This is a genomic window from Pseudodesulfovibrio alkaliphilus, from assembly GCF_009729555.1.
GTDB lineage: Bacteria > Desulfobacterota > Desulfovibrionia > Desulfovibrionales > Desulfovibrionaceae > Pseudodesulfovibrio > Pseudodesulfovibrio alkaliphilus.
In genome coordinates, this window is sequence record NZ_WODC01000006.1 from 91612 (window position 1) to 114064 (window position 22453).

The following is a 22453-nucleotide window of genomic DNA, read 5'->3' on the forward strand; positions in this document are numbered from 1 at the left end:
AACGCGGGAGCACCATCATGGCAGTCAAGGACATCACCAGGCACCCCTGCTTCAACAAGGAAACCGCCGGAAGCTGCGGCCGGGTCCACCTGCCCGTGGCTCCCAGGTGCAACATCCAGTGCAACTACTGCAACCGCAAGTACGACTGCGTCAACGAGTCGCGCCCCGGCGTGACCAGCGGCGTTCTCAAACCGTTTCAGGCCGCTGAGTACATGGACAAGGTGCTTGCCAGGGAGCCGCGGATCACCGTGGCGGGTATCGCCGGGCCGGGCGATCCCTTTGCCAATCCGGCCGAGGTCATGGAGACCATGCGCCTGCTCAACGAGCGCCATCCACATTTGCTTTTCTGTCTGTCCACCAACGGCATGGGCATCCTGCCCTACCTGGACGACATCGCAGCCCTGGGCGTTTCCCATGTGACCATTACCATCTCGGCCGTGGACCCTGTCGTGGGAGCCAGGATCTATGCCTGGGTCAAGGACGGCAACGTGGTCTACCGGGGGGAGCGTGGCGCGGCGCTGCTCCTTGAGCGCCAGCTGGCCGCCATCAGGGGGCTCAAGGAGCGCGGCATCGTGGTCAAGATCAATTCCATCATTATCCCTGGTGTCAATGAGGACCATCTGCCCGAGGTGGCCCGAATGGTGGCCGGACTGGGGGCCGACATCCAGAACATGATCCCCCTCAAGCCTGCGCAGGACACCCCGTTTGCCGGTCTTGGCGAGCCCGGACCCGAGGTGGTCCTGCCCCTTCGCAGGGCCGCGGGCGGGTTCATCAATCAGATGACCCACTGCAAGCGGTGCCGGGCCGATGCCGTGGGGCTGCTCGGGGACGATCAGTCCGGGGCTTTGTGCGGCACACTCCAGGCGTGCGCCAAGCTCAAGTCGCTCAAGGAGGTTCTGGCCCGGCCGTATGTGGCCGTGGCCTCTCGGGAGGGCATGTTGGTCAACCAGCACCTGGGCGAGGCCGGAGCCTTTCAGATATGGGGGCAAGGCGAGGGCGGCTATCGTCTGGTCGAGGAGCGCCAGGCCCCGCCAGCCGGGTGCGGCCCTCAGCGCTGGGCGGATCTGGCCGCGTTGCTTGGCGACTGTCGCGCCGTGCTTGCCGCGGCCATGGGCGAGACGCCGAGGATGCTTCTGGAGGAGCACGGGGTGTCCCCGCACGTTGTCACCGGGCTCATTGAGGACGCGCTGCGGGCCATCTATGAGACCGGCGATCTGAAGGTGCTCAAGGGGCGGCGGGGCGGCATCGCGGGCGGCTGCTGCACCGGCACCGGAGCGAGCTGCGGCTGACGCTTTCTCCGGGAACCCGGCCCAGGCCGGGTGTGGATTTTCATGCGGACCCGCCCCGCCGGTCATTGGCCGACGGGGCGGGTCTCATTGGGATGGGGAGGTGTGTTGGGGAGATTCGTTCCCTTCCCGGTTCCGGGGCTGCTCTGCTTGACGCAGGGTCAGCGGAAGCGTCGCAGTCTGGCGCGGCCCTCGGCGATCATGCTTTCCAGGCCGTATTTCTTGACCCGGTACCCCATCTGACGGGCAGAGAGGCCCAGGGCGTCGGCCGCCTTGTACTGGACCCATCCGCTGCGCTCCAGTGCGGCCATGACCTCGTTGCGCTCCACCTCCTTGAGGGAGGTGCAGTGGCCGGGCTCGCCGTTGGGGTGGAGCGCTTCCTGAATCACCGCCGTCTGGCCCGGAGCGAGGTAGGACTTGAGAAACTCGAGGCTGACGCGCTCGCTGTCGGACATGATCACCAGCCGCTCTATGAGGTTTTGCATCTCGCGCACGTTGCCCGGCCAGTCATAGCGGATCAGGGCGTCCAGGGCCGTGGGCGTGAAGTGGATGTGGCGGCCGTAGTTTTCGGCCACCTCGCTCAGAAAATGGTTGAGCAGGCCGGTGATGTCGTCCTTTCGCTCGCGCAGCGAGGGTACCCGGATGGGAAACACGTTGAGCCGGTAAAAGAGATCGAGCCGGAAATGGCCGTGCTCCACCAGCTCGCCCAGATCGCGGTTGGTGGCAGTCAGGATGCGTACGTCGATGTGGCGTGTCCTGTTGGAGCCGAGGCGCTCCAGCTCCTTGTCCTGGATGACCCGCAACAGCTTGGCCTGGAGCGCCATGGGCAGCTCGCCGATCTCGTCGAGGAAGAGGGTGCCCTTGTCCGCCTCCTCGAATCGGCCGGGCCGGGTGTTGGTGGCTCCGGTAAAGGCCCCCTTCTCGTGGCCGAAAAGCTCTGATTCCAGAAGATTGGCCGGTATGGAGGCGCAGTTGACCTTGATGAAGGGATGACCCTGGCGGTCGGAAAGCTCGTGGATGATGCGGGCGATGAGCGTCTTGCCCACGCCGGATTCGCCCAGGAGCAGCACCGTGGCCCTGGTGGGCGAGACCTTTTCGATCTGCCGCTGCACTTCGATCATGGGCGTGCTTTGGCCCACGATATACGGGCCCTTGGTGCTCTTGGATATCTGGTACTTGAGCGAAGTGTTCTCGCGCTTGAGCACCGCCTCGCGCTCCATGATCTTTTCGTTGAGGCTGATGAACTGGGCGATGAGGGTGGCCACCACCTTGAGAAAATCCACGTCCTCCTCAAAGGCGATTTCATCCTCGAAGAGACGGTCCACGTTGAGGACGCCGATGGGCTCGCCGTGCAGGACGATGGGAACTCCGATAAAGGAGATCATGCCCCGGCGAAGCTTGCGCGACCCGGTCTTGTCGAGAAACAGGGGCTCCTTGTCGATGTCGGGCACGAAGAAGGGCTCGCCGGTCTGGAAGATGCGTCCGGTGACGCCCTCGTCGAGGCGGTAGACCCCGCGCTGTTTCTCTTCTCTCGTCAGGCCGTAGGAGGCGTTGATGGACAGGTGTCCGGTCTCGGGATCAAAGAGAGTGACCGTGGCCCGCTGCATGCTGAGTTGTTCGGAGAGGATGCCAAGCACACCGTCCAGGGCGGATTCGAGATGAAGCGCCTTGTCGATGACCTGGCAGATGGCCAGCAGGGCTGAGAGTTTGAGTCCGTGGACAGTGGGAGCCATGCCCGCCCCAAGCAAGGTCGATGCCACAATCGATCAAGAAAAAGTTCTTTTAAAATCAAAAACTTACTCATTCCTGGTCAAGGGGCGTGGCGACAAAAATGTCATATTTCAACCATCAGTGTACATATCTGCAAACTTGAGCTGAAGAAACCGGGGCATCCGGCAGGGCGAATGTACACTCGCCTGCCCAAGCAACGCCCTCCCGGCGGCTGTAACATGTCACCAAAGCGTAACAACCATCCCATGGTGTTGTAACAGAGCGGGGCTAGTGTCTCCCAAGCCAAACACGGAATTCCTGTTTTTTTTACAAACATTCTTTTGAGGAGACCTCTCGATGCGTAAATTCGTCAAGCTGCTTGTCGCTGTCGCCATTCTCACCTTTGGTGCCAGCATGGCCCATGCCCGCGATCAGATCAAGATCGTCGGCTCCAGCACCGTTTTTCCGTTCTCCAGCTATGTGGCCGAGGAGTTCGGCGCCACCACCCAGTTCAAGTCCCCTGTGGTCGAGTCCACCGGCTCGGGCGGCGGGTTCAAGCTCTTCATCCAGGGCGCTGGAATGGACACCCCGGACATCACCAACGCCTCGCGCCGCATGAAGACCTCCGAGTGGGAGGCCGCCCAGGCCGCCGGCATCACCGAGATCACCGAGGTGCTCATCGGCTACGACGGTATCGCCGTGGCCCAGAACATCTCGAACCCCGATTTCTCCATCACCCTGGCCGAATTGGCCCTGGCCACAATGGAGATGGTGCCTGTTGACGGCAAGCTGGTGACAAACCCCTACAAGACCTGGGACCAGATCAATCCGGCCCTGCCCAAACGCAAGATCGTCTTCTACGGCCCGCCGACCTCTTCCGGCACCCGCGACGCCTTTGCCGAGATGGTCATCGGTCGCTTTGCCAAGGCCAACGGTGCCCTCTACGATGCCATTTCCCCCAAGGGGAAGGGCGAAAACTACAGTGCAGTGCGCCAGGACGGCGCGTATGTGCCTGCCGGTGAAAACGACAACCTTATTGTCCAGAAGCTGACCAAGGACATGGACGCCTTCGGCATCTTCGGCTACTCCTTCCTGGGCGAGAACACCGACCGCATCAAGGGTGCCAAGATCAACGGCGTGGAGGCCACTCCCAAGGCCATCGCCAGCGGCGAATACCCCATCTCCCGCTCCCTGTTCTTCTATATCAAGAAGGCTCACCTCGATAAGGTTCCGGGCATGAAGGAATACCTCGAGCTGTTCATGAGCGAGAAGATGATCGGCACCAACGGCCTGCTCAAGCGCATCGGTCTCGTGCCCCTGGCCGACGACCTGCGCGCCAAGGTCCAGAAGGATGTGTTGTCCTACAAGAACCTGACCCTGGAAGACCTGAAGAAGTAACGCAACCGTATCTGAAAGAGACCGGCCCGGCATCCGGGCCGGTCTCTTTGAGCGTTGATCAGTCCATCGCAATCAAAACAGACCGGCCCGCACGGGGGCGCTCTCTGCCCCGACGGTCCAAGCAGAGGCGATAGTGGATACAGGTACCATTTTTCTCTACCTCGGGTGCGGCCTGCTGCCCCTTGCGGTGGTGGCCTATTTCCTAGCCACCAAGAAAACCTTCTCGACCCGTTTCGAGGGGGAGAAATTTCAATCCACCCCTGGCAGTTACGGCTGGTTCGCGGTGATATGCACCCTGTCGCCCGCCCTGCTGGCCTCGGTGCTGGCCGCCGTGCTTCAGTTGACCGGAATGGCCGAGGTGCCGGGCACGGCGCTTGTGGCAACCGTGATGATACTGGCCGCATGCGGGCTCTATCTCGGTCTCATGGCCGTCAAGCCGAGCCTGCGTGCGCGGGCAAAGGTGGAAGATGTGGTGGTCAAGCTGCTGTTCGCGGCTTCGCTCGTCTCCATCCTGACCACCATCGGCATTGTCCTCTCGGTGGTTTTCGAGGCCATGCGCTTTTTCCAGATCGTCAGCCTGTGGGATTTCATCACCGGCACCAACTGGAGCCCGGACGGCGTTTCGGCCGGCGACCACGGCGTCGAGGGCATGTTCGGCTCCATCCCGCTCTTTGCGGGTACCTTCATGATCACGGGAATCGCCATGCTGGTGGCCATTCCCATCGGGCTGTTCGCGGCCATTTGCACGGCCGAGTACGCCTCTCCGGCCTTTCGCAAGGTGGCCAAGCCCGCCCTGGAGATTCTGGCAGGCATCCCCACCGTGGTCTATGGCTTCTTCGCGGCCATCACGGTCAGCCCCCTGGTGGTGGAGGCGGCGGATTATTTCGGCCTGCAGGCGGACTACACCAACGCGCTGGCGCCGGGTCTGGTCATGGGGGTGATGATCATCCCCTTTGTCTCGTCCCTGTCCGACGATGTGATCACCTCTGTGCCCAACTCCCTGCGCGAGGGCTCGCTGGCCATGGGCGCGTACCAGTCCGAGACCATCAAGACCGTGGTCCTGCCTGCTGCGCTGCCGGGTATCATCTCCGCCTTTTTGCTGGCCGTGTCGCGGGCGGTGGGCGAAACCATGATCGTGGTCATGGCCGCCGGACTGCGGGCCAACCTGACCTGGAATCCCCTTGAGGGCATGACCACTGTTACCGTGCGCATCGTGGACGCCCTGACCGGGGACCAGGCCTTTGACAGCCCGGAGACCCTCGCAGCCTACGGCCTGGGGCTCGTGCTCCTGGTGGTCACCTTGGTTCTCAACGTCATTTCGCTGGTGGTCATCCGGCGCTTCAGACAGCAATACGAATAGGCGGACACCATGCAATATTCCATTGATCCGAAGGTTCTCAAACGGCGGGCAGGGCGCGACAAACGCTATCGCGTCTATGCCTACGGCGCTATCTTCATGGCCGCCGCGTTTCTTGTGTTCTTCTTTACCAACATCGTTTCCACTGCCTTGAGCGCCTTCAAGCAGGGCGAGCTGCTGGTGGAGGTCAACTATCGCGAAGAGGCCAGGAAAATGGGCGATTACGCCCTGGAGGATGACCTCAGCTATCTGGTCAGCCGCGGATTCACCCGGCTCATCCCGGCCCAGATGCGCGAGGACCGCTCGCTGCTCGGCACGGTCGAGGAGAAATGGGTTCTGGCCGACGCCGAGGTGGACCAGTACCTCAAGGGCAAGCCCAATCGCCTCAAGAAGGACGAGCGAAAGTTGGTGGACACCATGCGGGCCGAGGGCCGCGCCCGCCTCGCCTTCAATGTCGGTTTCTTCAAAAACGGCGATTCCAAGCTGCCGGAGATGGCGGGTATCTGGGCCGCGGCCGTGGGCTCCATGTACGTGCTGGCCATCACCTTTGTCTTCAGCTTCCCAATAGGTGTCATGACCGCGATATATCTTGAGGAATTTGCGCCGAACAACCGGATCATGCAGATCATCGAAGTCAATATCAACAACCTTGCCGCCATCCCGTCCATCCTCTTCGGCCTACTCGGGCTCTCCATCTTCATCAACTTCTTCGGAGTGCCGCGCTCGTCGGCCCTGGCGGGTGGCCTGACTCTCTCACTGATGACCCTGCCGGTGATCATCATTTCGACCCGGGCGGCCATCCGGGCCGTGCCCAGCTCCATCCGCGAAGGTGCGCTGGCCCTCGGGGCCACCCGCTGGCAGGTGGTGCTGACCACCATTTTGCCCCTGGCCCTGCCCGGCATTCTGACCGGAACCATCATCGGGCTGGCCCAGGCCATCGGCGAAACCGCGCCGCTGCTCATCGTGGGCATGATGGCCTATATCCCCGACGCCACCAACAACGTCACCAGTGCGACCACTGTTCTTCCCGCCCAGATATACACCTGGTCGTCCGACTCCCTGCGGGCCTTCACCGAGCGTACTTCGGCAGGCATCATCGTCCTGCTGGCGGTCATGCTCTCCATGAACGCGGCGGCCATCTACCTGCGCAACAAGTACGAGATCAAGTGGTAGCCTGAAAGCCGCTGCCGCAGCACCAATAAAGGGGGGCATGCCGCGTTTCGGCATGCCCCTCTCGATTTGCTGGTGGCGTGGGTCGTTCTAGCTCTGCATTTTCTCGATGGCCCGGCGCAGATCCTCGGAGAGGGCGCTCAGGGTATCCAGCGCCTTTGCGGATTCGCGCATGGCCTCGGCGGTTTCTCCGGCGATGGCGTTGACGGTTTCGGTGGCCCGGTTGATCTGTTCGCTGGTGGCGGCCTGCTCCTCGGCGGCTGTGGCGATGTTGCGCACTTGGGCCACGGATTCCTCGACCTTCTCGACAATGGCCGTCAACGAGGTGCCCGAGCGCTCCACCAGTTCGCGGCAGGCTTCAAGGGCTTGGTTGGCCTTGTCGGTTTTTTTGATGCTGATGTCGGCGCTTTCCTGGATGGAGGCGATGTACTGGCCCACCTCGTGTGTGGCGTTCATGGTCTTTTCGGCCAGTTTGCGCACTTCGTCGGCCACCACGGCGAAGCCACGCCCGGCCTCGCCTGCCCTGGCCGCCTCGATGGCTGCGTTGAGCGCCAGCAGGTTGGTCTGGTCGGCGATGTCGGTGATCACGCCCATGATGGCCCCGATGCCCCTGGCGTGTCCGCCAAGTTCGTCCATCTGACCGCGCAGCCCGACAGACTGCTCGTGCACATCGCGGATCATGGCCACGGACCTGCCCACCACTTCTTCGCCCGAGCGGGCCAGTTCGCGGGTCTCCTCGGCCACGCGGGCGGTGGCCGAGGCATTGGCCGCCACCTCGATGACGGTTTTGTTCATCTGATCCATGGCTGTCGAGGCTTCGCCCGCGCGGTCGCGCTGCATTCCTGCTCCCTTGCTGGCGGCGTCAATGCGTTCAGAGAGGGTGCGCGTGGCGGCCGAGACGTTGCGGGCGATGTCGTCGGCCTCTCGGGCGGCCTGTTCGATGAGCGCGTTCTTGGCCTCCACAGCCTTCTTCTGGGTGCGCTCCTCGGTCAGATCCACCCAGATGGTGATGGCTCCGATGAGTTCGTCGTCAAGGTCGTAGATGGGGGTTGCCACCACATGCAGGGTAACGGTGGTGCCGTCGTTGTCGCGGGTCAGGTCGATTTCCCATTCCGACTGATGCCGCTTTTCCATGGCCACCTGGGTCAATGTCTTGCGAGTCGGGTCGTGATAGATCACCTCGTTGAGCGACATGCCCAGGTAGGCGTCCGGCGTCTTGCGCTTGCCCAGGATGACCACGGCAGCTTGGTTGAAATGAGTCAGGCGGTTGTCGAGGTCCACCACGGCGCAGGGGATGGTCACGCCCGCGAGCACGCCCCGGCTGAAGCCGAGCTTGTTTTTCATTTCCTGGACCATGTGCCGGAACGCGGTCACAGTGCGGCCGATGGCGTCGCTGGCGCGGTAGTCGAAATCGCAGTTGAAGTCGCCCTGGCGGACCGCGTCGGCCACGGCCGCGAGCCGGGTCATGGGAAGCATGAGCTGGCGGCTGGTGAACCATACGATGCCCACCGCAAGCAGCAGGGGGACCGCGCCGCTGGCCAAGGCGCCCCGGATGATGCGCTGGTTCACTCCCTCGAGTATCTCGGCGGTGGTTATGCTGGTGACGAGGTAGGCATCCCACGGTTCGATGCGGACCACGCGGGAGTGGACAGCGCCATCGCCCGTTTCCACGAGCCCGGTGCTCGGGTCGCGTTCGTCTCTTTCCAGGGTGGCGGAGACCACGGCCCTGGCCAGAGCATGGTCCGTCGGCTTCACCGCAAAGGAGCCGTCGGGCATAAAGACGTAGGAAAAGCCCTTGCCTCCCACGCCGACCTGGCTGATGTAGCGGGCCAGTTCGTCGGGAATGACGGGCTGTGCCACCTCCAGCGCCCCGATGGTCTGGCCGTCGAAGTCGCGAATGGGTTCATAGGCCGTGACGTAGGCCACATGGTCGATGGTGCTGATGCCGGTGTATCGACCGCCAGCCATCACGGCCCGTGTGGCCGCGTCATCCGCGGGTATGGTCAGTCCCCTGGCGGGGCGTCCGTCGGCCCCGATGAGGGTCGTGCTGACGCGCACCAGCTCCCCTTGGTGGAGTTGGAGAACGGACGAAATCACACCGACGGTTTCGGCCATGGAGTCCACGAGGCGCGTTGATTCGTGCAGATAGTGCGATCCGAGCTTGAAGGCCGGAAGGACCGCGTCGCGCCTGTGGCCGGTGCGTTGGTCGCGCACGGGCATCTCCACGTCATAGAGGATTTCGAACATGGGCAGACCGCTGACGCCCATCATGGATCGCAGGATGTTCAGATCCGAGTCGATCTTTTTCCTGGACAGGTCGTCCTGGAGCAGCACTGTCTCGCGCAGGGTGTCCGAGACGCTCGCGAGGGTCGAGAGGCCGTTCTCGAGATAGGCGCGTCTGGACTGCACGAAGTTGACCACCGACAGGCAGACGATGGTGATGATCACGATACAAATGGAGGCAGCGAAAAGTTTGCTGCGAAAACCGAGGCGCGTCATGGAACTTCCCTGAATCATTATGAGGTTAAAGGGCGCGGAGCTGATTGTCGCCCTGAGGCTCATAAGCCTGGAAGTGTGACCGTTGTTGCGGAGAAATGTTACGATCAGGTGAAAAGAGGTTGGTAGAACTCTATGGAAGCAGTAGTTATTATTTCTTTTTTGGCCGATGCTTTCTGTGCTGTTGCTTGTGCGCGGGAGTGATGCTTGGAGATTTGGCGGCGGGCAGGAGCAGGCCGTGCTGGCGCAGACGCTGGGCATCGGTTCGCGCCACCGGAACGGGCTTGCCCGCGAGGTCGGTCCCGGCGTGGAACATGGCCGCTGCGGCCGTGCCGGGAAGGGGGATGAAGCACTGCACCTGCTCGGGTTTCCACCCGCGATCGCGAAGCCAGCGGCCCAGGGCGAGCATGTCGTTGTCCGTGCAGCCGGGGAAGGCGCTCATGAGATAGGGGATCACGAATTGGCGTTTGCCCGCCTTGGCCGATTCCCGGCCAAAGACTTCGAGGAATCGCTCGAAGGTGGCGAAGGAGGGTTTGCGCATGAGCCTGAGGACGTGCTCCGCCATGTTTTCGGGGGCGACCTTGGCCTGTCCGCCCACATAGGTGCGGATGAGGCGAGCCAGGGGCTGCATGTCGGTCAGGGCCAGGTCCATGCGCCAGCCGCTGGCAACGCGAACGTGTTTGACCTTGGGCAGCTCCGCCACTCCGTCGAGCAGATCGAGGAAGGCGGACTGGCTGACGATGAAGTGTCGGCACGGCTTGGGAGTCAGGCAACTGGAGCGGACGCAGGCGGATTGGTCCGCGGCGCAACGTCCTCCCCACATGTTGGCGCTTGGGCCTCCCACATCGCTGATGCTGCCGCTGAAGCCGGGCACTCGAGTCACGGCCTCGGCCTCGCGCAGGATGGATGCCCGGCTGCGCGAGCGGATCTGCCGCCCCTGGTGCAGGGCCAGGGTGCAAAACGAACAGCCGCCCGCGCACCCGCGGTGGGTGGTGATGGAGGTCATGATCATTTCCGCGGCCGGGATGCGTTCGGTATAGGCGGGATGGGGCAGCCGGGTGAAGGGCAGACCGGCCAGCTCGTCGAGGCCGCGTGTGTCCAGGGGCGGGCCGGGCGGGGTGACGATGACCAGCCTGTCGCCGTGGGGTTGTACCGCTATTTCGCGGTTCTGGTGGACTTGGCGTTCCAGCATGACGGTGGCCCGGATCAGGGCCTGGGGATCGATCTGGATCTCCTCAATGGAGGGCAGTTCCACGACCGGGGCGAAGTCCGGGATCATGTCCCGGTTTCCGGCCGTTGCCACGCCGGGAATGGCGGCCAGCAGACCGCGCAGGGCGGACGGGTCCGTGTCGCCGATGCTGTCTATGGCCTCGGCAATGGACACGATGGTGTTTTCGGCCATGCCGTAGGCTATGGCCGTGGCCTTGCTGTCGAGGAGGATGGAGCGGCGTACTGCGTCCGCCCAGAAATCGTAGTGGGCGACGCGGCGCAGGGATGCCTCGATGCCTCCAAGGATTACGGGCAGGCCGCGAAAGGCCCGTTGCACCACGTTGGCGTAGGCGATGCAGGCCCGGTTGGGGCGGCTGCCGGCCTTGCCGCCCGGGGTGTAAGCGTCGTCGCTTCGTTTCTTGCGAAAGGCCGTGTAGTGGGCGAGCATGGAGTCGAGGGAACCGGCCGTGACCCCGGCGAAGAGGCGGGGCCTGCCCATGCGGACCACGTCGTCGGGCGTGTCCCACCGGGGCTGGGCCGCAATGCCCACCCGGAATCCGTGATGCACCAGCCAGCGTCCCAGCAGGGGGGCACCGAAGGAAGGATGGTCCACATAGGCGTCGCCCGTGACCAACAGGATGTCCAGCTGGTCCCAGCCCAGGCGGTCCATTTCCCGGCGGCTCATGGGCAGCGCCGGGGGCTGGGCCAGGGGCTGGCGACGAAGCGGAGCGGCGGGCCTCATGGCAAACGGGTGGGCGGCAGAAGGGCCGTGCCGGCTAGGCCCCGGACGAGGGCTTCTTGCGTCTGCGCCGTCTGGGCCTGGGGCGGGATACGGGTTTCGTGTCCTCCTGGGCAGCGGGCTGGCTGCTCTCGATGTCTTCCGCCCCATTCCACTCGCGTTCTTCCTGCCGGGAGGTTTTGTCGGTCTGTCCGACCATTGCCTTCGGCTCATCCCCCGGCGTGTCCGCCTTGCGCTTGCCGCGTCTGGATCGGCGGGACTTGTGCGGCTTGTCGTTGTTGTCGGGGTCGTTGTGTCCTTCGGTCCGGGAAACCGGCTTGCGCTCCCTGGTCTGACCGCGGTCGGGCGCGTCTTGGTTCCTGTCGGCGTCGGCCACGCGAGGTGTGGAGCGGGCCATGTCCTGCCCTTGTCCTTTTTCGCGGTCCTGTTCCGTCTTGAGGGGGCGTTCGCCCTCGGGAGATCCGTTTTTTTTGCCGCGTCCACGGCGTCTGCCTTCGCGGGAGGATTCGTTGTCGCCACGCTCCGTCCGGCTCTCCCGGGCCGGGGCGGGTTGTGTGCCCCCTGCGGGCTCTGCCGCCCGCTTGCCGTGCAGGGCGTTTTGGTAGAGCTCGTCCAGGAGCATGGCCAGCAGCCCGAGGGACTCCTCGTTGTCCGCGTACTTGCAGGCCAGGGAGAGGAAGCGGGCGGCGCGTTCGCGTTCCAGGTTGGTCAGCTTGCGGAATTTCTTTTCGAGCAGGGCCGTGAGCCGCTCCTCTATGATCTTGGCCACATCCTCATCGGTGGGGTCCTTGATCTCTTCGAAGTGGATGGAGAAGCGGGCGGCGATGCGCTCAAGCTCCATGCGCTGGATGACATCCACCAGGGTGATGGCCGTGCCTGTGGCCCCGGCACGTCCGGTGCGGCCCGCCCGATGGACGTAGGACTCGGGATCTTCGGGCGGTTCCAGCATGAAGACATGGGACAGTTCCGGGATGTCGATGCCGCGTGCGGCCACGTCCGTGGCCACCAGAAAGCGCAACTTGCCCGCCTTGATCCGGGCCATGAGCGATTCGCGCTTGGCTTGGGTCAGGTCCGAGGTCAGCCCTTCGGCGTCGAAGCCGAACTGGGCGAGCAGGGCGGCGGTGAATTCCACGTTGCGTTTGGTGTTGGAGAAGATGATGGCCGAGGTGGGGTTCTCAAGTTCGATGAGCTTGATGAGCTTGCGCTCCTTGCCCATGGCCGGAACCTCCACGAACTGGTGGGCGATGGCCGAGATGTTGGTCTCTTCGCTGGAGAGGCTGAGGAACTCCGGCTTGTGCATGAATTCTTCGGCGAGACGCAGGACGCTCTGCGGGAAGGTGGCCGAGAACATGAACGCCCCGCGCAGGGAGCGCGGCAGATACCGCTTGACCTCGACCATGTCCGGGTAGAAGCCCACGGAGAGCATGCGGTCCGCCTCGTCGAAGATAAGGGCCTTGAGGTGGTCCAGCGTCAGGTTGCGGCGCACGAGGTGGTCGAGGATGCGGCCGGGCGTGCCCACCACGAGGTGAGCGCCTTCGCGAAAGGCGTCGAGCTGTTCCTTGTAGCCCACGCCGCCATAGACGGCGACCACGCCGATGCCCCTTTCGCCGGAGAGCATCCGGGCCTCGTCGGCCACCTGCCGGGCCAGCTCGCGGGTGGGGACCATGACAAGGGCCTGACACTGGGCCAGATCGGGGTCGAGTTTGTCGAGGAGCGGCAGGACAAAGGCGCCGGTCTTGCCCGAGCCTGTTCTGGCCTGGACCATGACATCGCGGTCGTCGAGCAGGAGGGGAATCGCCTTTTCCTGCACCGGCATGAGCTTGGTCCATCCGGCGCGGTCGCAGGCCTGCCGCAGGATGCCGGGCAGGGCGTCGAAGGTGATGGTTTGCGGCTCCGCGCCGGTTCCTGATGTTTGGTCGCTGGTGTCTCTGGTGCTGTGGTTTTCCATGGTGTCCTGAAGTGTATGGTGTGTGCCTCGGCATGGGCGCCTGGTGCGGACCGGGGCGTGAATGGCTCTTGGGCGCAACGACTATACAACTTTTTGCACCGTTTGTACAATACCCGCCCTCAAGGCTGCCCGGACGGACCTCAGTGGAGGAACTGCTCGTTGAAGATGCGCTCTTCCAGCGAGCGGTCAGGGTCGAAGAGGATGCGGGCGGGCAGTGACGGGTCCTCGCGTACGGTCACATGCGTCACCATCCTGACCTGGGTGGAGTCGGCCGAGGCATCCACGGGTCTCCGCGCAGGGCTGAGAATTTCGAACTCCACTTCGGCCGTATGGGGCAGGAGCGCGCCGTTCCAGCGGCGGGGGCGGAAGGGGCTGACCGGAGTGAGGGCCAGGACGTTGGACCCCAGCGGAATGATGGGCCCGTGGGCCGAGAGATTGTAGGCTGTGCTGCCTGCCGGGGTGGCCACCATGACCCCGTCGCACACGAGGTTTGCCAGGCGCTGGCGGCCGTTGACCTGCACCCGCACATGGGCTGACTGCTGGGAGCTGCGGAGCAGGGCCACCTCGTTGAAGGCCAGGGCCTCGTGGCGCTCGCCGTCAATGGAGGTGGCGGTCATTCGCAATGGGTGGAGGAAATGCAGTTGGGCGCTGTGAAGCCTTTCGCGCAGATTGTCGCAGGTGAACTCATTGAGCAGAAAGCCGACGGAACCGCGGTTCATGCCGTAGATGGGCAGGCCTGTGTGCAGGTATTCGTGCATGGTTCGCAGCAGGAAGCCATCTCCGCCCAGGGCAATGATCACATCCGCTTCGGCCACAGGCACCAGGGGCAGGGCCGCGGCCAGTCGGCGCATCCCCTCGCGGGCCTTGGGCGATTCGGACGAAACGCAGGCGATCCTCTCAAAGCTCATGGATTGCCGCTCTCCTCAACCGGGGATATCCGTCCGGTTTTTCGGGAATATTATACCGCGTTTCCTGGCCGGGCAAGAAAAACCCCGGCCAGGGCCGGGGTGTCATCTGGCAAAGCCGCGCCCTAGCGCTGATCGATGGGCACATAGGGGCGGGGATTCGGCCCGGCATATATCTGGCGGGGCCGGTGAATGCGGGTGGTGCCGTCGCTGTGGGCTTCGTGCCAATGGGCTATCCAGCCGGGCATGCGGCCGATGGCGAACATGACCGGGAACATGTTCACCGGAATGCCCAGGCCGCGCAGGATGATGCCCGAGTAAAAGTCCACGTTGGGGTAGAGCTTGCGCTCGATGAAGTAGTCGTCGTGCATGGCCGCTTCGGCCAGTTCGAGGGCTATGTCGAGGAGCGGGTCCTCGTAGCCGGTGGACTGAAGCATGTCGTGGGCTGCCTCGCGCAGTATCTTCGCCCGTGGGTCGAAGCTCTTGTAGATGCGGTGGCCAAAGCCCATCAGCTTGCATTCCTTTTTCTTCACCCGGTCAAGGTACTCGGGGATGGATGCCTCGCCGTCACGGATCTGTTCGAGCATGTGGACCACGCCCGCGTTGGCGCCGCCGTGGAGCCTGCCCCACAAGGCGCAGATGCCCGCCGAGACCGAGGCGAAGAGGTTGGCCTCGGTGGACTGGACCATGCGTACCGTGGAGCAGGAGCAGTTCTGCTCGTGGTCGGCGTGGAGGAGGAAGAAGAGGGAGAGGGCGCGGACCTGCTCGTCCGTGGGATCGAACTGCTTGTAGGGGATGGAGTGCATCATGTGCAGGAAGTTGCGGCAATACGATAGCTTGGGGTCCGGGTACATGAAGGGCAACCCCTGGCCCTTGCGGAAGGACCAGGCCGCGATGGTGCGGACCTTGGAGATGATCTTGGCAGCAGCCCGAAGGAATTCTTCCTCGGTCTCGATTTCCAGCAGGTCGGGGTGGTAGCAGCCCATGGCGTTGATCACCGCCGAGAGGATGGCCATGGGATGTCCGGCCGAAGGAAAGCCGTCGAAATGATGGCGCAGTCCCTCGTGCAGCAGTTCCTGGTCACTGAGCAGGTCGCGGAACTGCTGGCGCTGCTCGCGGGTGGGCAGGGCGTCGAAAATGAGCATGTAGGCGGTTTCGATGAAGGTGCTGTTGGCGGCCAGCTCCTCGATGGGATACCCCCGATAGCGAAGGATGCCGCGCTCGCCGTCCACAAAGGTGATGGCGCTGGAGCAGGCTCCGGTGTTGCCGTAGCCCGGGTCGTAGGTTATGTGGCCGGTCTCCTTTCTCAGGGAGCGGATGTCGATGGCGTGCTCGTTTTCGCTGCCCACGATGACGGGCAGCTCATAGGTGGTTCCGTCGAGGATCAGATACGCGGTCTTGCCCCTGGTGTCCTTGGTCTCTTTCAACATATGCTTACCTCTGAAAGTCATGAGTGTAGCCCCCCTCCAGGCGTCGGGTGCAAAAGAAAGTTCGGCTGTTCGGACCTTGTTTCGAAGGGTTTCTTCGTCGTCCGCCCCCGGATGGTTCCGGGGGTGCGCCAAGGGGGGAGTCCGCCAAAGGCTGCGCCCGGATACTCGGTGTAGTCGATTCGGGCGCCGGGGACTCGGTGTCGTGGTATCGCTGTGTATAGTCGAGAGATTCCTTCATGTCAAACTCCGATGAGCGAAGATTGCACAAAAAAGTCAACTTGCGGGGAGCGATGCGGGAGTGCATCCCTCCTGGCAAGCGTGGTTTCACACTACGCCGAACCCTGGCGGTACACAATCCCCAGGATTCGGGGTTGACATTTGGCAAGATACCCCTATAGGGTATTTGGAAAGGGAAGCAGGCGGCATGCGCAATTCACAGAAAGGAGTGCCGAGATCATGAAGGAACCCGAGGTAACCTCATCCGGTCTGAGCAGACGGGGATTTCTCAAGGCCCTGGCCGTTGGCGGGGTCGGGATGGCTGTTCCGTCCTTGGCCAAGGCCGAATCTGGGGGAGTTCCGGCGGCATCGGCAGACGAGGAACTGGTCACGGTGCTTGACCTGTCGCGCTGTATTGGCTGCGGAGCCTGTGTGGAGGCGTGCCGCGAGGCCAACGAGGAAAAGTTTCCTGAGCCGGTCAAGCCCTTTCCTGTCATGTCGCCCGCCCGGCGGGCCAGGCCCGAGGACTGGTCCGACAGAAGAGACGTTGACGACAGGCTCACCCCCTACAACTGGCTTTTCATCCAGAGCGTCCGGGTGCGCCACGGGGGGCGGGAGCATACCCTCCACATACCGCGCCGCTGCATGCACTGCGTCAATCCGCCCTGTGCCAACCTCTGTCCCTTTGGCGCGGCCAACAAGCAGACCAACGGCCTGACCCGCATCAGCGACTCGTTGTGCCTGGGCGGGGCCAAATGCCGTACCGTCTGTCCCTGGCATATCCCGCAGCGTCAGTCCGGGGTGGGGCTTTACCTCCACCTTATGCCGCGTTTTGCAGGCAACGGGGTCATGTACAAGTGTGACCGCTGCCATCAACGTCTCGACCGGGGGGAGATGCCCGCCTGTATAGAGCAGTGTCCCGAGGAGGTGCAGACCATCGGTCCGCGCCGGGAGATGGTCGCCCTGGCGCGCAGGCTGGCCGACTCGATGAACGGTTTTCTTTACGGCCTTGATGAGAACGGCGGAACCAATACCATATATGTATCCCCCGTGCCCTTTGAGCTCCTGGATGCCGCCCTGGACCAGGGCGCAGGCCGTCCGCACCTGAAGCCCGTGGCCGATGTCATGGCCGATGAGACCGCCATGGCCACGGCTGCTCTGGTCGCCCCGTTGGCGGGCGTTGCCGCGGGTTTTCTGGGGGTGGGGGCCAAGCTCCTGGGGCCGGGCGAGAACGACGGCACAATCTCATCCAGGGAGGACGGCGATGCGAGCTAGACCGTATACCCCCTGGATCGTCCGTCTCTATCTCGTCTCGGTTACAGGGCTTGCCGTGACCGGGCTGCTCCACATGCCTCTGGCCGAACGCTACGCCCTGACCGAGGTGCCGGGTCTGGGCTGGACCGGGGATTTCTACCTTGTTCACCGACTGCATTACCTGTTCGCGGCCCTGCTGCTTTTCACGGCCGGGCTGTCCTCCATCAACTGGCTGCTCGGATGGAAGGACAGACTCGCGCTCACCCGCCTCGGCGCGGTGCGGGTCGCCATCCTCGGCGGACTCATGGTCAGCGGCGGTCTGCGCATGTACCGCAACCTGCCTTCTGTGACCCTTGATCCGGTCCTGGTGGTGCTCATCGAGTGGGTCCATCTGGGGCTGGCCGGGGCGTTGGGTGTGGCCGTCCTGGCTGCCGCGCTGCGCGGCGGCTCGGCCTATGTCCGATGGCGCTGATTTTCCGTCACACCCCTTCCTCTGTACGCGGGGAGCCCTTCGGGGCTCCCCTTTCCGTTGGGCGTACCGGATGGTATGGGGGGGCTTGGCGCTGCCGGAAGCAGCGTCCCGGAAAACGCGACAAAGGGCGGATAGCCAGGAGTTTGTCATGAAGACCATATGTTGGGCCGAGTTCGAGCAGGTGGAGTTGCGGGTGGGGACCGTGACCAGGGTTGAACCCTTTCCCGAGGCGCGTAATCCTGCCTACAAGGTGTGGGTGGATTTCGGCCCGGAGATCGGCGAGCGCAAGTCGAGCGCCCGGATAACCGAACTCTATGCGCCGGAAGATCTGGTGGGACGCCAGATAGTGGCCGTGGTCAACTTTGCGCCCAAGCAGATTGGCCCCATGCGCTCGGAATGCCTGATCACCGGCTTTTACCGCGACGACGGCGTGGTCCTGGCCGTGCCGGACAAGCCCGTGTCAAACGGCCTGAAGCTGGGGTAGTCCTGAGAATTTGATCCCGTCTGACGGCATGACCGTGCAGAATCGTCGATGGAGTACGTCATTGTGCAGGTCGATGATGGTTTGGGCCGTGGCGCAGGGCTTGTCGTAGGTGGAGTGGCCGTCGGCCGCCAGGACGCCTGCATAGCCGTGGGCCAGGGCGCTGCGCACCGTGGTGTCCATGCAAACCTCTGTCTGGAGACCGCAGAAGACGAGCCGGGTAGCGCCGAGTTCCTTGAGGGTCGCGTGGAGGTCCGTGTCGTAAAAGGCGTCGTAGGAGTATTTCAGGCACACGCTGTCGCCGGGTTGGGGGGCGATGGCCGGATGGATGCGCCAGTTGTGCGAGCCCTTCTCGAACTCGCTGCCAGCGCCGCGGGTGGTGTGCTGAATGAAGACCACCGGCACGCCGACTTCGCGGGCCGATCCGATCAGTCTGCTGATTACGCCGAGGACCTCTTTCGCCCTGTACAGTTCGTACCCCGGTGTTTCGAACAGGATGTTCTGCACATCAACGACCACGAGTGCCGTCTTCTTTGGCATGGTGTTTTCCCCTTTCTCTCAGCCCAGCCCCATGCCGGGACGCATGACCTGTCCGGTCAGGGAGGTTTCGTAGCCGCCCAGGCCGTTGATGGCCGCCTTGATGGCGTTCTGGCCGATGGTGGCGAGCAGGGCGGTGATGCGCGGGTCGTTCATGTGGGCGGTGGGGATGACCAGGTCGTAGCGCTCGCGGGCCAGGGGCACGAAGTCGAGACCAAGGGCCTTGGCCGCAGCGAAGATGCCCAGGCCGCAGGAGGCCGCGCCCGTGAGCACGTTCACGGCCACGGCCATGTGCGTGAACTCCTCGTTGTCGTAGCCGCGGACATCGGCCGGGGCGATGCCCGCTGTCTTCAGGTGATGGTCGAGGAGGATGCGGGTGCCTGCCCCGCGCTGGCGGTTGATGAGGCGCACGTCCTCGCGGGTCAGGTCCTCGACGCCCTGGATGGACAGGGGGTTGCCTTTGGGCACTATGAGTCCCTGATGGCGGATGGCGAGGTTGACCACGGTGACATCCAGTTCCTTGAGATAGCGGGCAATGAAGGGGAAGTTGAAGTCGTCCGTTTCGGGGTCGAAGAGATGCGCTCCGGCGAACAGGGCGGAGCCGGCCTTGAGAGCGGTCAGGCCGCCCATGCTCCCGGCGTGGCTCGAGACCAGCCGCAGCGGCTGGGTCAGCCCCATCAGCTCGTTGGCCAGCATGTCCAGCGTGTTGTCGTGGCTGCCCACGTGGACCAGGACCCGGTCGAGTTCGGTTTTGGGCACCAGCAGTTCGGCGGTCACGGTTTCGCCCTCGTCAATGCCCTCGGACGCCTCGGGAATGTAGGCCACGGCCTGGGCCCGGGTCAGGGTGGTGATCATGCCCGCGCCCCGGGCCAGGGGGGCTGCCACGATGCGGCCTCCGATGCGTCCGGCCGCAAGGCGCAGGGCCTCGCGCATACCGGGTTTCGAGGGGGTCTTGCGGGCCAGCGTCACCTGGGCGGTGGCCCGCTCCGGCTCGGCCGCGCCCGTGAGCCAGGCCAGGATCGGGGCCAGCACCTTCTCAAGGCAGACCACGGCGCTGACCGGGTAGCCGGGCGCACCCACCAGCAGGCGACCGGGGTGGCCGCTACGTTCGTCGGTGACGGCCACCAGGGTGGGCTTGCCGGGCATGACCGAGATGCCGTGGACCAACACCCGCCCCACGGACTCGAAGACGCGGCGGGTGTAGTCCTTGCTGCCAGCGCTGGAGCCAGCGCCCACGATGACCGCATGGTTGCCCGAGGCCAGCCCGTCGAGCACGGCCCGGTGCAGGGTCTCCTCGTCGTCAGGCACGGGCGGGGTGAAGCTCGCCCTGACCCCCCAGGAGGCCGCATAGGCCATGAATACCTGGGAGTTGGACTCGATGACCTGGCCGGCGCGTGGCTCGGGCCTGTCGTGGAAGTCGAGCACCTCGTCCCCCGTGGGCACGAACACGGCCCGGACCTGTTCGCGTACCTGGACCTCGTAGATGCCTGCCGAGAGCAGGGCGCCGATGTCGCAGGGGGCGAGCTGGCGGAATTGAGGGATGAGCAGTTCGGTGGCCACGATGTCCTCGCCGATGCGGCGGACATGCTGCCAGGGAAAGGCCGGTGCGTCGATGAGGGCCGTGGCTTCATCCTTCTGGACCACGTTCTCGATCATGATTACGGCATTCATCCCCTCGGGCAGGGGATTGCCGGTGTTGACGAAGACGAATTGCGTTCCGTGGGCCAGAGAGACCGGCCGATCCTCGCGGGCGGCAAAGGTGGTGTCGGCGCGGACCGCAATGCCGTCCATGGCCGCGGAGTGAAAGGTGGGCGACGAGCAGCGGGCGAAGATCGGCCCGGCCGTGACCCGTCCGGCCGCCTCGTGGGTGGGCACGGTCTCGGAAGCGATCAGGGCCTTGCGGTCGAGGACGGCCTTGGCGCGCGCCACGGCCTCTTCCACGGGGATGGTATCGAGATAGATGTTGCGTTTTGCCATGGCTTTCTCCTTGCTGTCGCCGCCCGTGCGGTTCCTCAATACTGGAATTCTCCGTCCTTGTAGATGATCAGTTCGCTGCCGTCGGCCAGGGTGGCGGTGACGGTCTTGCGTTCGGTGCTGACCAGATCCCAGTGCAGGGCCGAGTCGTTGAAGCCCAGGTGGTTCTTTCTGTCCTTGTCCAGGGTGGACTGGTCGCCCGCATAGGTGTCGGCGTAAGAGGCGCCAACGGCCACATGGCAGTTACCCTGGTCGCCGCCGAAGTTTTCGTCGAACAGGGTGTTGGCCATGAAGGCGGTGATCCGGGAGAAACGGCGGTCGGTCAGGGAGAACTCGCCCAGCCGGTTGGCTCCTTCGTCCAGGGTCAACTGCTTGGCCACGAACTCGCCGCCCACCTTGGCCTCGGTCTTGACTGCCACGCCCTTCTCAAAGGTCAGACGCACTCCCTCCACGTAGTTGCCGGAACGGTAGGAGGGCTGGTCCGCGTAGTAGACTCCCTCGGTGCCGCGCCAGTCGGGCGAGAGGAATATCTCGAAGCTCGGTATGTTGTGGCCCGAGACGCCGAGCCAGCGACGGTCCTGCCCCGGAGTCACGGTCAGATCGGTGTTTTCGGAGGTGATGCGCAGCCGTTCGATGAGCAAACCGTTGAGCCAGGCCTTGACCTTTTCGGCCTCGGTGAAGATCTCTGCCCACTTGGCCGAGGGATCGTCGTGGTCCAGGAAGCAGGCGTCCACCACCTGGGCCTTGAATTCGGCCATGGTCAGCCCGGCCGCCTCGGCCATTGCCTCGGTGGGATACAGGCACAGGGTCCAGCCGAAGTCGCCGGATTGCTCGCGCTGCTCCATGATGTCGCGCATGAACTTGCGGGCCACGGCGGCCTGACCTATCCGCTTGGGGTCCACGTCCTTGAGGTGGGTCAGGGAGGCGGGGGCGATGAGGGAGATGAGTCCGTTTGCGCTCTCGACCAGTTCCCGGTCTCCGGCCGGAACAGCCGTGAGTTGGGCATCGGTTCCCCTGCCGTAGAAGGAAAGGTCCATGGCCGGGGTCATGTTTTGACGGGCCACAGGGTTGAGTCCTTTTTCCATGAGCATGTCGAAGACGGCCTCGGCCAGGGGCAGGGCCGGGGCGTCGAAGCGGAGCAGGATGGTGTCGCCGGGGGCATAGGGATTGGTGCGGGCGGTGGTCAGCCCCCACCACAGGGTACGGGCGTATCTTTCCAATTCGTTTCGGTTGAACATGGGTATCCTTGTCGGTGTTGAGGGTTGAGGTCCGAGGGCAGGATAAACGACTAGGCCGTCAGTCACAACACCCGAAAGTGCGTCGGGGACGACTGGGGAGTGAAATGGGTTTTCATGTCTTGACACAGGGCTGGCTTGAATATATCTGCAACTCGTGCCCGGCCTTTCGGGTCGGTAGCGTGCAATCATCCGTTGCGCCAAGGCGCAACAAACCAGTCCCGTGAGACGCGGGCATCCCAAATTATTCTGGAGGGAACAATGGGCTACACTATCACTGTTGATCATGACAAATGTACCGGCGACGGCGAGTGCGTTGATGTCTGTCCCGTCGAGGTCTACGAGCTTCAGGACGGCAAGGCCGTTGCCGTGAACGAGGAAGAGTGCCTCGGTTGCGAGTCCTGCGTTGAGGTCTGCGAGGCCGACGCCATCACCATTGAAGAGAACTAGTCCCAAAGGTTTTGCCACGGCTCCGGGAGCGGCGGGTCACCGTTGCTCCCGTTTCCTTTTTCGCCATGGCCGGGAACGGGGTATCTTCTCGCCAGGCGCCCAAAACCGGCGCCAAGGTTCGTCAGCCGGGACCGTTTGACCCGTCTGCACGGTTGACGATCCCGATTCACGACTTATCCTTACGGG

At 63.8% G+C, this 22453-nt stretch carries 17 protein-coding genes; 8 read left to right on the forward strand and 9 right to left on the reverse strand.

Annotated features, from left to right (window positions below; translation table 11 throughout):
* Positions 1–17: 17 nt before the first annotated feature.
* Entirely contained in the window at positions 18–1289 is a 1272-nt protein-coding gene (locus GKC30_RS10150; protein ID WP_155934617.1) for a radical SAM protein, read from the forward strand.
* 158 nt (positions 1290–1447) lie between these two features.
* On the opposite strand, the gene nifA is transcribed toward GKC30_RS10150, so the two are convergent.
* Positions 1448–3019, reverse strand: coding sequence for a nif-specific transcriptional activator NifA (nifA, locus tag GKC30_RS10155; RefSeq protein ID WP_155934729.1), 1572 nt, complete (start codon positions 3017–3019; stop codon positions 1448–1450).
* Positions 3020–3353: 334 nt separating this feature from the next.
* Between nifA and GKC30_RS10160 the strand changes: the two genes are divergently transcribed.
* The 3 genes from GKC30_RS10160 (at position 3354) to pstA (ending at position 6924) form a co-directional block, all read left to right on the forward strand.
* On the forward strand, positions 3354–4394 hold the full coding sequence (locus GKC30_RS10160; protein WP_155934618.1) for a PstS family phosphate ABC transporter substrate-binding protein: 1041 nt from the start codon (positions 3354–3356) through the stop codon (positions 4392–4394).
* 133 nt (positions 4395–4527) lie between these two features.
* A complete protein-coding gene (pstC, locus tag GKC30_RS10165) occupies positions 4528–5754 on the forward strand; it encodes a phosphate ABC transporter permease subunit PstC (protein WP_367614082.1) in 1227 nt (408 codons plus the stop codon).
* Positions 5755–5763: 9 nt separating this feature from the next.
* Positions 5764–6924 (forward strand): phosphate ABC transporter permease PstA, encoded by a 1161-nt coding sequence (gene pstA, locus GKC30_RS10170; RefSeq protein ID WP_155934619.1) that lies wholly within the window; start codon positions 5764–5766, stop codon positions 6922–6924.
* A gap of 87 nt (positions 6925–7011) precedes the next feature.
* On the opposite strand, the gene GKC30_RS10175 is transcribed toward pstA, so the two are convergent.
* The 5 genes from GKC30_RS10175 to GKC30_RS10195 form a co-directional block, all read right to left on the reverse strand.
* The gene (locus tag GKC30_RS10175; protein ID WP_155934620.1) at positions 7012–9420 is read right to left on the reverse strand and encodes a methyl-accepting chemotaxis protein; all 2409 of its coding nucleotides are present in this window, start codon (positions 9418–9420) and stop codon (positions 7012–7014) included.
* Positions 9421–9568: 148 nt separating this feature from the next.
* Positions 9569–11368 carry a YgiQ family radical SAM protein gene (locus GKC30_RS10180; RefSeq protein WP_155934621.1) on the reverse strand — a complete coding sequence of 600 codons (1800 nt, stop codon included), beginning with the start codon at positions 11366–11368 and terminating at the stop codon, positions 9569–9571.
* Between the two features lie 34 nt (positions 11369–11402).
* Positions 11403–13313 (reverse strand): DEAD/DEAH box helicase, encoded by a 1911-nt coding sequence (locus GKC30_RS10185; RefSeq protein WP_155934622.1) that lies wholly within the window; start codon positions 13311–13313, stop codon positions 11403–11405.
* Between the two features lie 140 nt (positions 13314–13453).
* Positions 13454–14221 carry an NAD kinase gene (locus GKC30_RS10190; protein ID WP_155934623.1) on the reverse strand — a complete coding sequence of 256 codons (768 nt, stop codon included), beginning with the start codon at positions 14219–14221 and terminating at the stop codon, positions 13454–13456.
* Between the two features lie 122 nt (positions 14222–14343).
* The gene (locus tag GKC30_RS10195; protein WP_437179107.1) at positions 14344–15669 is read right to left on the reverse strand and encodes a citrate synthase; all 1326 of its coding nucleotides are present in this window, start codon (positions 15667–15669) and stop codon (positions 14344–14346) included.
* A 435-nt stretch (positions 15670–16104) separates the two neighbouring features.
* On the opposite strand from GKC30_RS10195, the gene GKC30_RS10200 reads away from it, so the two are divergent.
* The 3 genes from GKC30_RS10200 (at position 16105) to GKC30_RS10210 (ending at position 18074) form a co-directional block, all read left to right on the forward strand.
* Positions 16105–17139 (forward strand): 4Fe-4S dicluster domain-containing protein, encoded by a 1035-nt coding sequence (locus GKC30_RS10200; protein ID WP_155934625.1) that lies wholly within the window; start codon positions 16105–16107, stop codon positions 17137–17139.
* Positions 17129–17590 carry a 4Fe-4S ferredoxin gene (locus GKC30_RS10205; protein WP_155934626.1) on the forward strand — a complete coding sequence of 154 codons (462 nt, stop codon included), beginning with the start codon at positions 17129–17131 and terminating at the stop codon, positions 17588–17590. The genes GKC30_RS10200 and GKC30_RS10205 overlap by 11 nt, the downstream gene beginning before the upstream one ends.
* Positions 17591–17738: 148 nt before the next feature.
* Positions 17739–18074: a tRNA-binding protein gene (locus GKC30_RS10210; protein WP_155934627.1), complete on the forward strand. Its 336-nt coding sequence runs from the start codon at positions 17739–17741 to the stop codon at positions 18072–18074.
* Here GKC30_RS10210 and GKC30_RS10215 read toward each other — a convergent pair.
* From GKC30_RS10215 to GKC30_RS10225, 3 genes are read right to left on the reverse strand one after another with little or no spacing between them, the layout of a single operon-like run.
* A complete protein-coding gene (locus GKC30_RS10215) occupies positions 18051–18611 on the reverse strand; it encodes a cysteine hydrolase family protein (RefSeq protein WP_155934628.1) in 561 nt (186 codons plus the stop codon). The genes GKC30_RS10210 and GKC30_RS10215 overlap by 24 nt on opposite strands.
* Positions 18612–18629: 18 nt before the next feature.
* Entirely contained in the window at positions 18630–20585 is a 1956-nt protein-coding gene (locus GKC30_RS10220; protein WP_155934629.1) for a molybdopterin biosynthesis protein, read from the reverse strand.
* A 35-nt stretch (positions 20586–20620) separates the two neighbouring features.
* Positions 20621–21820, reverse strand: coding sequence for an aminopeptidase (locus GKC30_RS10225; RefSeq protein WP_155934630.1), 1200 nt, complete (start codon positions 21818–21820; stop codon positions 20621–20623).
* 258 nt (positions 21821–22078) lie between these two features.
* Here GKC30_RS10225 and GKC30_RS10230 point away from each other — a divergent pair, with 258 nt between their 5' ends.
* Entirely contained in the window at positions 22079–22267 is a 189-nt protein-coding gene (locus tag GKC30_RS10230) for a ferredoxin (protein WP_155934631.1), read from the forward strand.
* The last annotated feature ends 186 nt before the right edge of the window (positions 22268–22453 follow it).

Excerpts from the sequence above, each read along its gene's own strand:
- GKC30_RS10150 (WP_155934617.1), top strand. The coding sequence starts at position 18 with ATGGCAGTCAAGGACATCACCAGGCACCCCTGCTTCAACAAGGAAACC.
- nifA (WP_155934729.1), bottom strand. The coding sequence starts at position 3,019 with ATGGCTCCCACTGTCCACGGACTCAAACTCTCAGCCCTGCTGGCCATC.
- GKC30_RS10160 (WP_155934618.1), top strand. The coding sequence starts at position 3,354 with ATGCGTAAATTCGTCAAGCTGCTTGTCGCTGTCGCCATTCTCACCTTT.
- pstA (WP_155934619.1), top strand. The coding sequence starts at position 5,764 with ATGCAATATTCCATTGATCCGAAGGTTCTCAAACGGCGGGCAGGGCGC.
- GKC30_RS10175 (WP_155934620.1), bottom strand. The coding sequence starts at position 9,420 with ATGACGCGCCTCGGTTTTCGCAGCAAACTTTTCGCTGCCTCCATTTGT.
- GKC30_RS10180 (WP_155934621.1), bottom strand. The coding sequence starts at position 11,368 with ATGAGGCCCGCCGCTCCGCTTCGTCGCCAGCCCCTGGCCCAGCCCCCG.
- GKC30_RS10185 (WP_155934622.1), bottom strand. The coding sequence starts at position 13,313 with ATGGAAAACCACAGCACCAGAGACACCAGCGACCAAACATCAGGAACC.
- GKC30_RS10190 (WP_155934623.1), bottom strand. The coding sequence starts at position 14,221 with ATGAGCTTTGAGAGGATCGCCTGCGTTTCGTCCGAATCGCCCAAGGCC.
- GKC30_RS10195 (WP_437179107.1), bottom strand. The coding sequence starts at position 15,669 with ATGACTTTCAGAGGTAAGCATATGTTGAAAGAGACCAAGGACACCAGG.
- GKC30_RS10200 (WP_155934625.1), top strand. The coding sequence starts at position 16,105 with ATGAAGGAACCCGAGGTAACCTCATCCGGTCTGAGCAGACGGGGATTT.
- GKC30_RS10205 (WP_155934626.1), top strand. The coding sequence starts at position 17,129 with ATGCGAGCTAGACCGTATACCCCCTGGATCGTCCGTCTCTATCTCGTC.
- GKC30_RS10210 (WP_155934627.1), top strand. The coding sequence starts at position 17,739 with ATGAAGACCATATGTTGGGCCGAGTTCGAGCAGGTGGAGTTGCGGGTG.
- GKC30_RS10215 (WP_155934628.1), bottom strand. The coding sequence starts at position 18,611 with ATGCCAAAGAAGACGGCACTCGTGGTCGTTGATGTGCAGAACATCCTG.
- GKC30_RS10220 (WP_155934629.1), bottom strand. The coding sequence starts at position 20,585 with ATGGCAAAACGCAACATCTATCTCGATACCATCCCCGTGGAAGAGGCC.
- GKC30_RS10225 (WP_155934630.1), bottom strand. The coding sequence starts at position 21,820 with ATGTTCAACCGAAACGAATTGGAAAGATACGCCCGTACCCTGTGGTGG.
- GKC30_RS10230 (WP_155934631.1), top strand. The coding sequence starts at position 22,079 with ATGGGCTACACTATCACTGTTGATCATGACAAATGTACCGGCGACGGC.